The following is a 13,141-nucleotide window of genomic DNA, read 5'->3' on the forward strand; positions in this document are numbered from 1 at the left end:
ACGGCGTGACGAGGAGCTGACGATGTCGCTGAAGGACAGTCTCAAGAACGTCCTCGCCCGGCCCGAGGCCGACCTGGAACGGATCGAGGCGGCGCGACGCGAGGCGGTCCTCGACTACCAGCGCGAGGTCGCGCAGCGCGAAGAACGCCGCCGGGAGCGGAAGGCTGCTCGCCAGGAGCAGACGCGTGCCGAGCGTTGGGCCCGTGGCGACGACCTCCCGGCGTACTACGACGACGTGACCCGGGGACGCATCGCCCGGGTGCGCCCGCGCACCATGACCGCGCACGCGAAGCTCGACGCGCTCATCGAGGCGACACGCTACGTCGTGCGGCAGCGGATCCCCGGCGAGGTCGTCGAGTGCGGCGTCTGGCGGGGCGGCAGCATGCAGGCGGTCGCGCTGACGCTCCTCGAGCTGGACGAGACCACGCGCGAGCTGCATCTGTTCGACACGTTCGAGGGCATGCCACCGCCGTCGGAGGACGACACCCGGACCGAGCACGGCGAGACCGTCGCGGCCGCGGATCTGCTCGCGGCGTCGCCCAGGGAGTCGAGGATGTGGGCGGTCGCCGATCTCGATGACGTCCGGGCGGGGATGGCGGAGACGGGCTACCCGGCCGAGCGGATCTGCTACCACCCGGGTCTCGTCGAGGAGACCACCCCCGGTGAGGCGCCGGAGACGATCGCGCTCCTCCGTCTCGACACCGACTGGTACGAGTCGACCCGGCACGAGCTCGACCACCTCTACGACCGGCTCAGCCCCGGTGGGGTGCTCATCATCGACGACTACCGGGACTGGGACGGTGCGCGCAAGGCCGTCGACGAGTGGCTCGCCCGGACGGGGGAGCCACTGCTGCTCGCTCCGATGGCGTCCGGCCGCATCGCCGTGAAGCCCCGCTGAGTCGTCCGGGCCACACCATCGGGGCGTGCCGGCCCGGGCCCGGCGGATCAGCCGAGACGGATCAGCCCCAGACGGATCAGCCCCGACGGATCAGCCCCGACGGATCAGCCCCGGCGGATCAGCCCCGGCGGATCAGCCGAGGAACGTCGAGACGCGCCGACGCGCGCCGGCGAGGAGGCTCCTCCTCCGGCGCGGCCCCGACGTCGCGAGGATCGGCTCCAACTCGGTCCAGACCGACGCCCAGTCCAGGGAGAAGTTGGCGAGGTTCTGCCGGCGGTCGTCGCTGCGCTGTCGACGGATCGAGCGCGCCGAGTCGTCACGACCGACCACGACCCGTGGCTCGTGCGAGCCGAGACGCTGGGAGAACCCCGGCCAGCGCTCCTGCGGGATCCGCGCGTAGTCCTCGGAGGCGTAGACGACGCCGGGCAGGTCGGCGAGCCAGTCCACCTTGTGGTGCGCGGTCCCCAACGGTGTCAGGTAGCAGGTGCACCGCCGGATCAGGGCGATGCTGGCCAGGAGGTCGAGGCCGAGGATGCTGACGACCCGGTCGGGTTCGCGCGCGCCGGCACGCACGTCGTCGACCAACGCCGTCAGTGCGCGCAGCTGACTCTCCCAGCGGCCGGCGACATAGCTCCTGCCTGCGGGGACCGAGAAGCCGTCGAGGACGAAGCAGGCGTCGGGATAGGTCTGCAGGGTGCGATCGATGAGCTTCGGCAGCTCGACGGCGGCGTCGGACCATGCCTTGTCGCCCACACGCAGCGCCACATAGATCCGCCGGTCGAACGACGCGAGCCGGTCGAGGAGCGGCCGGACCTCGGCGTCGTCACGGCGACGGTCGGCCGCGGCGGCGACGCGCTGCATCGCCTCCGGGAAGAGCAGGGTGGAGCCGAGCGGCACCAGGATCCGGCCGGGATCCGCGACGTGCGTGCCGTCGATGCCACCGGCGCGCTTCTTCACGATCGTCGCGTGCCGGATCTCGGGATAGAGCCGCCGGAGCGGGCCGAAGTACTCCGACGCGTGTGCGCGCACCTCGCGCACGTTCGGGAGCGTGCCGAGCAGGCGCTCCCGGGCGAGGGCGCCGAGCGAGTTCCACAGCACGTGGGCGTAGTTCTCGGGCCCGCCGACCCGGACCGCCACCGTCGCGGTCGTGTCGTCCGACAGCGACCGGTCGGACTCGGGCGCGGGGTGGCGGGCGATCTGCCAGGCGAGGTTCATCTTCACGATCGGCCAGGTGCGCAGGTCCATCGGCAGGGTCTGGTCGAAGGTGAGCAGGACGTCCTCATCGGGCAGGTAGAGCCCGGACACCTGACCGGCCACCCCGCCCACCACGAGGTACTGCGCGCGACCCCGGGCGTCGCGACCCCGGAACCGGTAGACGAGCTTGTCCCAGTGGGCGTAGTAGCCGAGGTAGGTCGCCGGCTCTCCGGTGTGGGCGTCGTTCACGCTCAGCGTCCCGGTGCGCAGCGCGAAGGTCTGGTACGCCGAGAGCCGCTCGGACGCGACGGCGCGTCGTCGTTCCTCCGGGGAGGAGAAACGCAGGGTGCGGGCGTACTCGGCCACCGCGGGATCGAGGTCGAAGATCGGGCTGCGGAGGAACTCCCGCACGGCCGGCGCGCCGTCGTACTCCTCGACGGGGACGTAGCGCGTGCGGTCCCACAGCGTCGCCGCCAGGTCGCGTACGGCGGGGGAGGCTCCGCACAGCGCCGTGACCTCCGCCGGGTCGGGCGCCGCCCCGGTCGCGCCCGACGCGAGCACTGCACGTGCGGCCGCGGTGAGGACCGGGACCGGGGGCTCCGGGAGCGACGCGAGAAAGGCGTCGAGCCGCGCCGGGCCCTCGATCTTCACCAGCTCGACGGCGAGCGCCGTCTGGAACCGCTCCGGGCTCTCGGCGATCAGCCCGAAGATCGTGTCGGCGGCCCTCGTCGGTGACATGGCGCGCAGCAGTCGAGAGGCCAGCCGTGAGGCGGCGCCTCGGTCGTCGGCGTCGCGCGCCAGCTCTTCCGGCAGTCCGACGGCAGCGGTCACCAGGCCTCCTCGTGGTCGTCAGGGGCAGAGGGAACGCGAGCCGGATGAACGCCTGATGAACGGCTGGCTACGCCTCCCGTCCAGGGCCGGGAACACGCGCTTCGGCCGTCTAGTGTGGCCGCAGCCTGACGGCGGCCGGCAGTCGGGCACAGCCGAACGAGCAGCCGGACGAGCGGCCGACACAGTGAGGAGAACCCCCTTTGGAGCGCGACAACCGACTGTCCCGCGTGATGCGTCGGACGCTGGCCACCGGTCGGGAGGCGCTGCGGTCCGGCGTGGGCCGCCGGTCGAGCGAGCCGGCCCCACGGGGACCGATCCGCCCGGCTCCACAGGTGCGGGTCGAGTCGACCCAGCTCGGGCCCGCCATGGACGAGATCGTCGCCCGGGCGCGGCGCAACCAGCGGGCGTACGGCGTCAACGCGGACTACGACCTGGTGCGTGAGCACTTCGACCACGTCCACTTCCTGCTGCAGGCGCGGGCGTTGCACGAGGAGCCGTCGCTCGATCCCATCCGGCTCTTCCTGCGCAACGGGGCGGAGGCCACGAACAGCCCCGACATCAACTTCTCGATGAAGAGCTATCTCGAGCGCCATCCCGAGCACGCCGAGGGGCCGGAACGCAGCCCCTACCTCGAGTGGCTCAAGCGGGGCAGGGACGCCGGCGAGATCGCCGACCCAGCGCCGAGGCTCGAAGAGATGGCCGAGATCATCGGCCTGCGCCCCGCGGAGGTGGTGGCCCATCTGTCCGCGACCAGGACCGATCTCCAGGATCGCCTGCGTCACGGCGAGCTCGGCGAGATGATGGCGCGGGCCGCCGAGATCGAGCCGCTGATCGCGAGCGTCTGGAGCGAGGCGGCGAACCCGAAGATCGCTCCGTTCGTGCCCGCGACGGTCGACCAGGTCGTCGCCGTCCATCGCTGCCTCGAGGCGGCCGGCTTCCGCCGCGCCCGCCTCGTCCTGGTCATCAACCGTCCGCGCTGGGGCGGCGGTCGCCGCATGGAGGGCCACCTCACGCATGCGCTCGCCGACCGGCTCGATCCGCGGGACGTGGTCGTCCTCTACACCGACGACGAGGGCACGACGCCACCGGGCCGATTTCCCGCGGGCGTCCGCGAGGTGGACCTGCGTGCCATGGTGGAGGGGCTCGGCCCGCGCCACTCCCAACGGGTCTTGGTCGAGGTGATCCGAGCCTTCCATGCCGAGGCGGTCGTCAACATCAACTCGCGTCTGCTGTACGACGCCCTGGTGCCCTACGGCCGGGCGCTCAGCGCCTCCGAGCGCGTCTTCCTGCTGTTGTTCTGCAACGAGCAGACCGCCCAGGGGAGCTGGGTCGGGCATCCGCTGCGGCAGTTCTACCGGAACTTCGACGTCGTCGAGGGTGTCCTCACCGACAGCGACTTCCTGCGCGACTGGCTCCGGCAGACCTACCTGGTCGGCGAACGGGCCGCGGAGAGACTGCACGTCCTCCGGGCGCCCGTCGACCCGGACCTGCCCCTCGTGGAGCCTGCGCCGCGCCCGCCCGGTCGTCGTCCGCAGGTGTTCTGGGCGGGGCGCTGGGACCGCCAGAAGCGGATCGACGTGGTGCTGGAGGTCGCCCGCCGGATGCCCGACGTGGACTTCCGGATGTGGGGTGAGGCCGTGCTGGAGGGAGGCGGCGACCCGCTCGCCAGTGTGCCGGCCAACGTCACGCTCGAGGGCAGGTACGGCCGGCTCACCGAGCTCGACCTCGGCGCGGCCGACGCGTGGCTCTACACCTCGGCCTGGGACGGCGTGCCGAGCCAGCTCCTCGAGGTGTCGATGACCGGCATCCCGATTGTGGGCAGTCTCGCCGGCGGCACCGGCGAGATCCTCGACGTCGAACAGGCGTGGCCGGTCGCCGAGGCCGGCGACCCCGAGGCCTATGAGAAGGCGCTCCGCGACGTGCTCGCGGACCCCACGGCCGCGCGCGAGCGGGCGGGAAGACTGCGCCGACGCCTGGTCCGAGAGCGGTCCGTGGAGGCCTTCGCCGAGCATGCCGCGTCCGTGCTGTTCCCTGCGACGCAGGAGGGCGCCCGATGACCGATCTGAGCCTCATCGTGACGGTCCATAGCGAGACCTACGTCTGCGGCCCGACCATGCGCTCGGCCGACATCGCCGTCGACGAGGCCAGGGCCGCGGGCCACACCGTGCAGACGGTCATCGCCCTCGACCGGGCGACGCCGGAGACCGCGGCGTACTTCTCGGAGCCGCACTTCGACCACTGGGAGCGGTGGGAGATGGACGCGGGCGACCTCGGGCTCGTCCGCAACGCGTCGGTCCCGCGCGCTGATGGCCGCTATATCGCGTTCCTCGACGCGGACGACCTCTTCAGCGCCAACTGGCTCGCGAAGGGCGTCGCGGCGCTCGACGAGGCGGTCGATCGGGGTGAGCGACTGATCGTCCATCCCGAGCTCAACGTGTTCTTCGACGGCATGAGGTCGGTGTTGGTCAACTGCGACCAGCGCTCGCCGCTGTTCGCGCCCGAGGCTCTCTACGTGCGCAACTACTACGACTCGCTCCTGATGGCCCCCCGGGAGGCTCACCTCGAGCACCCCTACGTCACCCGCGACCTCGACGCCGGGCTGGCGTTCCAGGACTGGCAGTTCACCGCCGAGACGCTCGGCTCCGGCTGGCGACACGCGACGCTGAGGGACACGATCATCTTCAAGCGGCGGCGCGACTCCTCGTTGCTGACCGAGGCCGTCGGACGGAAGGCGCTGCTGCGCGCGTTGCCGGAGCTGGCCGCCGACCGCGTCCGCGGTCTGGGCCAGGAGGTCCGCCGGGCCTGACCCGCGGGTGCTGCCGCGCGGCGGATGTGGGTAGCAGAGGCAAGGGCGGCGTACGCGTTGAGCGCTGGCCGCTGAGGGCACGCGTCCGGGGTATCGGCGGAGGTGCCGGGCGGAGGTGCCGCTCCGCAACGCCGGGCAGAAGTGACGAAGGCCGCCACTCCCACGCGTGGGAGCGGCGGCCTTCGCCACAGATCGTGCCCGGCGTCAGCCGGCCTGCCCGGCCAGGGCCCCGGCGAGCGGGGCGTCCGGGGCGGTGACCCGGTGCTCCTCGTTCCACGCCGAGAGGGCGGGGATCTTGGCGAGGTCGCAGCGGTCGGCGTACTTCCGGGTGATGTCGGTGACCTCCTCCATCAGCCCCTCGCTGAGGGTGATGGGGGTGAGGCCGAGGTGCAGGAAGCGGTCGTTGGCGACGTGGAGCTCGTTCTCGTCGGCCTCGTTGCGCGGGTTCGGCCGGAGGGCCACCTGCGCGCCGGTCCGGTCCGAGATCATCTTGGCCAGGTCGCGGACGCGGTGGGTCTCGGTCATCTGGTTGAAGACCGAGACCCGGTCGCCCTTGGCCGGCGGGTGCTCCAGCGCGAGCTGGATGCACGTCACCGTGTCCTGGATGTGGATGAAGGCGCGGGTCTGGCCGCCGGTGCCGTGGACGGTCAGCGGGTAGCCGATGGCGGCCTGCATGAGGAACCGGTTGAGCACGGTGCCGTAGTCGCCGTCGTAGTCGAACCGGTTGATCAGCCGCTCGTCGAGCTTGGTCTCGCGCGTCTGCGTGCCCCACACGATCCCCTGGTGGAGATCGGTGACCCGGAGCTTGTCGTTCTTGTTGTAGTAGGCGAAGAGCAGCTGGTCCTGCGTCTTCGTGAGGTGGTAGATGCTGCCAGGGTTGGCCGGGTAGAGGATCTCCTGCTCGACGACGTTGCCCTCGCCGGCGTCGACCTTCACCTTGAGGTAGCCCTCGGGGATCTTCATCCCCGCGGTGCCGTAGCCGTAGACGCCCATCGTGCCCAGGTGCACGACGTGCACGTCGAGACCGCTCTCGACGACGGCCGCCAGGATGTTGTTGGTCGCGCTCAGGTTGTTGTTGACCGTGTAGCGCTTGTGGCGGCTGCTCTTCATCGAGTACGGCGCCGCCCGCTGCTCGGCGAAGTGCACGAGCGCGTCCGGGCGCCAGTCCTCGAGCAGGTCGAGCAGACGCTGGTAGTTGACCGCGACGTCGATGTCGTGGAACGCGATGTCCTTGCCCGACACTTCGCGCCAGGCACGCAGGCGCTCGCCCATCGGGCGGATGGGGGTCAGTGAGGAGACCTCGAGCTCGATGTCGATCTTGCGACGCGACATGTTGTCGACGATCGCGACATCGTGGCCCTGCGCGGAGAGGTGGAGCGCGGTCGGCCAGCCACAGAAGCCGTCGCCGCCCAGAATGAGCACCCGCATGGATTTCCCTTCGTCCTTCTCGGCCGCGAACAGCGGCACAACGGGAGCGAACCGGTCAGAGTCGGGTTCGCTGATGGAGGCGGCAGCGGCGCGCCTGGGGGCGCGCTCGAGCCGGCCGGTCTCGGGGTTGAGGTGGAGCCCGCACTCCTTGACGGAGTCCAACTCCCACCACCACCGGCCCGCGCGGACGTCCTCGCCGGGCGCGACCGCCCGGGTGCACGGCGCGCAGCCGATGCTGGTGTAGCCGTGGTCGTGAAGCGTGTTGTAGGGGACCGCGTGGTCGTGGATGTAGGCCCACACCTGGTCCGTCGTCCAGTCGAGCATCGGGTTGACCTTGTGGAGCCCGTGCTCCTCGTCCCAGGCGACCTCGTCGAGGCCACGCCGGGTCGGTGCCTGCTCGCGCCGGAGCCCGGTGATCCAGGCCCGCTTGCCGGCGAGGACCCGCCGCAGCGGGGCCACCTTGCGTACGGCGCAGCACCCGTGGCGCTGCTCCACGCTGTCGTAGAAGCCGTTCGGACCGTGCTCGGCGGTCCAGGCCGCGACCTCCTGCGCGTCCGGGGAGACCATCTCGACGATGGGCCCGTAGCGCTGGCGGACGCTGTGGGCCAGCGCGTGGGTCTCCTCGGGCAGGCGGCCGGTGTCGAGGCTGAAGATGCCGATGTCCAGGCCGTGCCTCGCGATGAGGTCGGTCATCACCATGCTCTCGGGCCCGAAGGCGTTCGCCAGCACCGCCGGGCCATGGTCGGAGGCGGTGCTCCGCAACAGCGCCAGGGTGTGGGCGAGAGGGGCGGAATAGTCCACGAAAGGACAGCTCCCTTGGGGGTGGGGATCGTCAGAGTCGGGCGACTCTAAACACGGAAATCGGGCTCGTGGACCCCTCGGAACGGCCTTGTGCCAGGTGTTCATCTGCCTGTCTCCCGGCGGTCGGCAACGCGTTCTCCTGATGCCGCATAAAGGCTCCGAAAGCGCGTGGGACGGCCCATCCGTCCCGGTCGTCCCGACCCCGCCCACGACAGAGAGGTCTGCCGAGCCCGATGACGTCGATGAAGCGGTGGGCACGCCGCCTGAGCACCCGCCGCGACGGCCCGCCCGACCCGGCCCCGCAGCGGGCGCGCCCGCACCCGGGTCTGCCCGCCGACCCGAGGGCCGCGCTGCGCGCGCTGCTGCCTGCGGACGGTCGCGAGGACGACCGCGTCGACGCGGTGTGGGAGCGCCTCCTCCTCTGCGCCCACCCGGCGCTCTACGCCGCCCAACTGACCGCCGAGGAGCGGGCGGCGTATGACCCGATGCTCGATCCCGACGTCGCCGTGGCGCACTACCTCGGTCACGGCGCCCGGGCGGGCCGGCGGATCAGCGCCGTCTTCCACCCGCAGTGGTACGCCGATCGCCTGGCCGAGCGGGGGCAGTCGGTGCCCGACGGTGTCGTGCCGTTCCTGCACTGGCTCGCCGTCGGCTGGGAGCAGCGGATCGTGCCGACGCCGCTGTTCGACGAAGCGTTCTATCGCGAGCGGCATCCGCTGGTCGCCCACCCGTGGCCGTTCGTGCACTACCTCAACCGCGGCCTCTACGAGGCGAAGTGGTGCCCGAGCCCGATCGGGCGGCACCACCCCGGCGCCGACGACGCTGTCGACGTCGACGGGCCCGACCGGATCGCGCGCCGCGCGCCGCTCCTCCTGCGCGAGATGCTCCACCGGGCCGAGGCGTACGACCTCGCTCGGACCAGCTGGCTCGAGGAGGGGTGTCTGGCCGCACTGGCGTCGTACGCCCGGCTCGACTCCGCGCCGATGCGGGCGCTGGTCGCGAAGGCGGCGGCCATCGAGCCGCTGGTCCACACGCCTCGTCCGGTCCACCGGAAGGTGAGCTGCCCGCCGCATCGCCATCCGCGGCTCTACCTCACCGACCTCGTCGAGGCCACCCGCCACGAGGTGGGCGTGACCCACGTCGACACGGTCGTCCTCGTGCCCGACACGAGTGAGCCCCACCCGAGCGAACCCGGCACGAGCGGCCGGCGGCTGGTCGCGGCGATCCGGGCAGCGGAGCCGGAGGGTGAGCTCCTCGTGATCGGCACCGACGCGGAGCCGGGTCCGGGAGGCGGAGACGGCCACGGTGCTCCGCGGACGCTCGAGCTCGCCGCCCGCACCCAGGGGCTGCCGCGCGACCAGCAGGTGGACCTGCTCCTCGACGTCGTGCGCGGGCTGACCCCGCGTCGGGTGGTCGTCGCGGACAGCCGCCTCGGCTGGGACCTGGTCACGACGTACGGGCGCCAGCTCTCCCGCCAGACCTCGCTCGGCGCGTTCCTGCCGACCTGGGACCATGACGAGGCGGGCCGTCGGGTCGGCTTCGCGATCACCGAGTTCCGCGACTGCTTCGCGCAGCTCGACTGGGTGGTCGTCGTCGACGACGCGCTCCGCAAGGAGCTCGTGGACCGGTATCTCCTCCCTGCCGTGTCCCAGCGTCGGCTGCTCCTGGTCGAGGAGCCGGGGGAGACGGACTCCTGGGACGCGGCGGTCGCCGCGGCCCTCCCGCTGCCGAGGAGGCGCGCATGAGCACAGGACCCGACATCTCCGCGGTGATCACCGCGCACACCGAGGGCCCGATGGCGGGCCTCTCGTTCCGCAGTCTGCTCGACGCGGTGGGCGTGGCCCGGGCCGACGGCGTGACGGTGGAGGTCCTCGTCGTCCTCGACGCACCGGACCCGGCGACGTGGGAGGCGTTCAGCGAGGCCGAGCAGCTGGGGTGCCGCGTCATCGAGGTGTCGTACGGCGACCAGGGACCGGTCCGCAACGCGGCCGCGTCACGGGCGAGCGGGCGGTATGTCGCCTTCCTCGACGCGGACGACCTATGGAGTGAGAACTGGCTGGCGGAGGCCTACCGGATGTGTGAGAGCGACCCCGGCCGGGTGATCGCGCACCCGGCGGTCAACTGGTTCTTCGGCGGGACGAACTACGTCTACTTCCTCACCGACCAGACCGACCCGGGCTTCGACCCGGCCTACCTCCGCGTCGCCAACTACTGGGACACCCTCTGCCTGGCGCCGGTTGCCGCCTACCGCGACATCCCGTTCCTGACCCGGGACCTCGCCGAGGGATTCGCCTACGAGGACTGGCACTGGAACATGGAGACCGTGGCCGCCGGCTTCATCCACCGGGTCGCGCCCGACACCCTCCACTTCAAGCGGCGTCGCGTCCGGTCGCAGACGGTGGAGGCCACGGCCAACAAGTCCCTCACCCGACCGAGCCGGTTCCTCGACTACGCCTGGATCGCCGACCAGGAGCGTGGGCACGACCGTGGGAGCCCGCTGCGTCGGACCCCCGCGACCCCGACCGTCATGTGACGCAGGCGGACCCGCGCTCGGAGGTGGTGCTGCCGCGCACGAGCGTGATGTCGACGCAGACCTGGCCGCCCGTCGCCGGCAGGGTCAGGCGCGGGCGGCTGGTCCGGCCGGTCTCCCCGGACTGCTGGACCTGCCAGAGCCAGCTGTCACCGGCCTTCCGATCGGGCTGCGTCCAGCGGAAGACGACCCGTTTGCCGGTCTTCGTCCCCGTCACATCGGGTGCGGCGAGCGGGGCCTCGGGGACGACGGCGTCGGGGGTGGGCGCCCTTGTCGGGTCGGCCGTGCCCGGGTCGTCGGAGCCGCCGCCGCGCACGAGCAGCGCGAGGAGGAGCGCGACCGCGACGGCGACGCCGCCGAGCGACCACCACAGCGCGCCGCGGGACCGCTCGCGCGCGGCCGCGGGCCGCACGGTCGGCGCCTGGACGAGCGGGTCGGCCGTCGTACCGCTGCTGGTCTGGGCGTGCACGACGCCGAGCGGCTTCACGCGGGTGGCGTCCGGCGAGGTGTCGTGGCCGCCGCCGGTGTCCTCCCGGACGCTCTCGACCGCGACGGCGGTGCGGGCATAGCCCAGCGAGGCCTCGATCCGCTGCAGCGCCCGGGCGACCTCGAGGGCGGTGGCCGGCCGGTGGGACGGCTCCTTGGCGAGGCACTGCTGGAGCAGCTGGTCGAGCGCGGGAGGTACGTCGGGCCGGCCGGTCGGCGGGGAAGGCGTGTGCAGGATCCGGGTGACGAGGGCGTGGTCGGAGTTGTCGCCGTGGGGTACGACGAACGGCGAGCGCCCCGCCAGCAGGTTCCAGATCGTGGCACCGAGCGAGTAGACGTCGGAGGCCACCGACCCGTGGGAGCGCCCGTCGATCAACTCGGGCGGCGCCCACGGATAGGACATCCGCACCTCACCCTCGGTATCGACCTCGTGCATGCGCCCGGCGATGCCGAAGTCGGTGAGCGCGGGCTCGGAGTAGGTCGTGACCAGGACGTTCGACGGCTTGATGTCGCGGTGCAGGATGCCGGAACGGTGGGCGGTCTCGACGGCGCTGGCCAGCTTGACCCCGGTCGACAGGGCGTCGACGACCGCCATCGGCGTGGTGCGCACGCGGGCGCCGAGGTCGGGCGGCGGGCAGTAGCGCATCACGAGGTAGGGCCGGCCGTCGCTGGTCTCGCCGGCGGTGAGCACCGACACGATGAACGGGTGGTCGGCCAGGCGCGCCATCGCGTTGGCCTCGCTGCGGAAGAGCTCCTTCTCCCGCGGCGTGAGGCCGATGTCGGGGCGGACCACCTTCACCGCCACCCGCTGCCGGGGCCACTCCTGCTCATAGAGGAGGACGTCGGCGAAGCCGCCCGTGCCGAGATGCTGGACGAACGTGAAGCCGGGAAGATCAGGCGGGGTCACCGGACAACTCCACCACACAGCGGACGGCGAACCCGCCGGCCAGGTCGATGACGCTCCCCGGATCGAGCACGTAGCTCTCGTGCGGCCGCATCCGCATCGGCGGCGCCTCCGGGGCGGTGATGACGCTGCCGCCGAGGGAACCGAGGTCGCGGGCGAGGATCCGCCAGCCCTGCAGCTCGACGAGCAGGTGGGAGCGGGACAGCGCGGTGTTGTCGGCGGGGAGCTCGACCAGGTGCGGCCACATCTCCCCGCCCGGCACCGCCTCCGGGCGACGTCCCAGCACGGCACCGCGGTCGAGCAGCACCTCCTGTCCGTCGGCCAGCAGCAGACGACCAAGCGGCGGACGCGGCACGCGGATCGGCTCCTGCCGGCCGACGGGCGCCCCGCACTGCCGGCACACCGGGCTCTCCAGGGGCGTGAGGTGCTGCTGCGGGCAGCGCACCGCCAGCACGGTCTCGCCGGTGTGCTGCTGCAGCGGATGCGCGCCGCCGGGGCGCTGCACGGTGTGCGCCTGCGGCGCCCCGGGCGGCGCTCCCGCAGGCGGCCCGGACCGGGGGCCGGGCCGTGCCGTCGCGGGCGTCGGCGGCGTCGCCGGGCGCACCCGCGTGGCGCCGTAGGCGATGTCGGGGTCGGCGGCGCCGGTGAGCGACGGGAGCGTCGGCTCGTCGGCGGGACCCAGCCGGGAGGCGGGATCACGCCGCGCAACGGGATCGGGCGCGGCCGTCGCGGCCGGAGTGGGCGCCGTCGTCGCGGCCGGAGCAGGGGCCGTCGTCGGGGCCGGCGCGGGCGCCGGTGGCTGGGGTGGCGGAGGCGGCGCCGAGCCGCCGACCCGGATGCCGGCCGGCACCCCGTCGATCAGCGGCCGGACCGGCGCGGCCGCCGGGCGTCGTACGACGGCGGGGGCCGTGACCCGCAGCGCCGAGGCCCCCACGGCGCCGCCCTCGAACGGCAGCGCAGCCGCCTGCGTCGATCCCCCCAGCGTCAGGGTGAGTGTGTCGCCGTCCTCGGCGACGGTGAGGCCGCGCGCGATCTGCTCGCCCGTCGCGGTGTCGACGAGCGCGCACGGCGCGCCATCGGACAGCCGCTGCGCGAGGTCCGCGAGCGCGGCCGGCGCCGTGCCGTCCTCGAAGCGCGGCCAGAGCCGGACGACGAGCCCCGGGTCGAGCGGACGGGCCAGCAGGAGCCAGCGGGTGCCGTGGCCGATCAGCGTGCCCCCGCCGGGCGAATAGGTCGCCGGCACGTTGCTCCTTCGGGTCTCGG

At 72.7% G+C, this 13,141-nt stretch carries 9 protein-coding genes; 5 read left to right on the plus strand and 4 right to left on the minus strand.

From position 1 onward, the window contains the following. The first annotated feature begins 22 nt into the window (after nucleotides 1-22). Nucleotides 23-898 (plus strand): TylF/MycF/NovP-related O-methyltransferase, encoded by an 876-nt coding sequence (locus AB3X52_RS03445; RefSeq protein WP_367991382.1) that lies wholly within the window; start codon nucleotides 23-25, stop codon nucleotides 896-898. Between the two features lie 132 nt (nucleotides 899-1,030). On the opposite strand, the gene AB3X52_RS03450 is transcribed toward AB3X52_RS03445, so the two are convergent. After that, nucleotides 1,031-2,923: a hypothetical protein gene (locus tag AB3X52_RS03450; protein WP_367991383.1), complete on the minus strand. Its 1,893-nt coding sequence runs from the start codon at nucleotides 2,921-2,923 to the stop codon at nucleotides 1,031-1,033. Between the two features lie 200 nt (nucleotides 2,924-3,123). Between AB3X52_RS03450 and AB3X52_RS03455 the strand changes: the two genes are divergently transcribed. Together AB3X52_RS03455 and AB3X52_RS03460 are read left to right on the plus strand one after the other, a co-directional pair. Next, a complete protein-coding gene (locus tag AB3X52_RS03455; RefSeq protein ID WP_367991384.1) occupies nucleotides 3,124-4,980 on the plus strand; it encodes a glycosyltransferase family 4 protein in 1,857 nt (618 codons plus the stop codon). Next, nucleotides 4,977-5,729 (plus strand): glycosyltransferase family A protein, encoded by a 753-nt coding sequence (locus tag AB3X52_RS03460; protein WP_367991385.1) that lies wholly within the window; start codon nucleotides 4,977-4,979, stop codon nucleotides 5,727-5,729. Before AB3X52_RS03455 ends, AB3X52_RS03460 begins: the two co-directional genes overlap by 4 nt. 204 nt (nucleotides 5,730-5,933) lie before the next feature. On the opposite strand, the gene AB3X52_RS03465 is transcribed toward AB3X52_RS03460, so the two are convergent. Beyond that, entirely contained in the window at nucleotides 5,934-7,958 is a 2,025-nt protein-coding gene (locus AB3X52_RS03465; protein WP_367991386.1) for a phosphoadenylyl-sulfate reductase, read from the minus strand. Nucleotides 7,959-8,191: 233 nt separating this feature from the next. Between AB3X52_RS03465 and AB3X52_RS03470 the strand changes: the two genes are divergently transcribed. Together AB3X52_RS03470 and AB3X52_RS03475 are read left to right on the plus strand one after the other, a co-directional pair. Then, entirely contained in the window at nucleotides 8,192-9,703 is a 1,512-nt protein-coding gene (locus AB3X52_RS03470; RefSeq protein WP_367991387.1) for a hypothetical protein, read from the plus strand. Then, complete coding sequence (locus AB3X52_RS03475) at nucleotides 9,700-10,491, plus strand: glycosyltransferase family 2 protein (protein WP_367991388.1); 792 nt, start codon at nucleotides 9,700-9,702, stop codon at nucleotides 10,489-10,491. Before AB3X52_RS03470 ends, AB3X52_RS03475 begins: the two co-directional genes overlap by 4 nt. Here AB3X52_RS03475 and AB3X52_RS03480 read toward each other — a convergent pair. Continuing rightward, the gene (locus AB3X52_RS03480; RefSeq protein WP_367991389.1) at nucleotides 10,484-11,881 is read right to left on the minus strand and encodes a serine/threonine-protein kinase; all 1,398 of its coding nucleotides are present in this window, start codon (nucleotides 11,879-11,881) and stop codon (nucleotides 10,484-10,486) included. The two genes, AB3X52_RS03475 and AB3X52_RS03480, sit on opposite strands and share 8 nt — an antisense overlap. Beyond that, nucleotides 11,868-13,121: an FHA domain-containing protein gene (locus AB3X52_RS03485; protein ID WP_367991390.1), complete on the minus strand. Its 1,254-nt coding sequence runs from the start codon at nucleotides 13,119-13,121 to the stop codon at nucleotides 11,868-11,870. The genes AB3X52_RS03480 and AB3X52_RS03485 overlap by 14 nt, the downstream gene beginning before the upstream one ends. Nucleotides 13,122-13,141 lie beyond the last annotated feature (20 nt).

It is taken from the genome of Nocardioides eburneus (assembly GCF_040838215.1).
Lineage (GTDB): Bacteria > Actinomycetota > Actinomycetes > Propionibacteriales > Nocardioidaceae > Nocardioides > Nocardioides eburneus.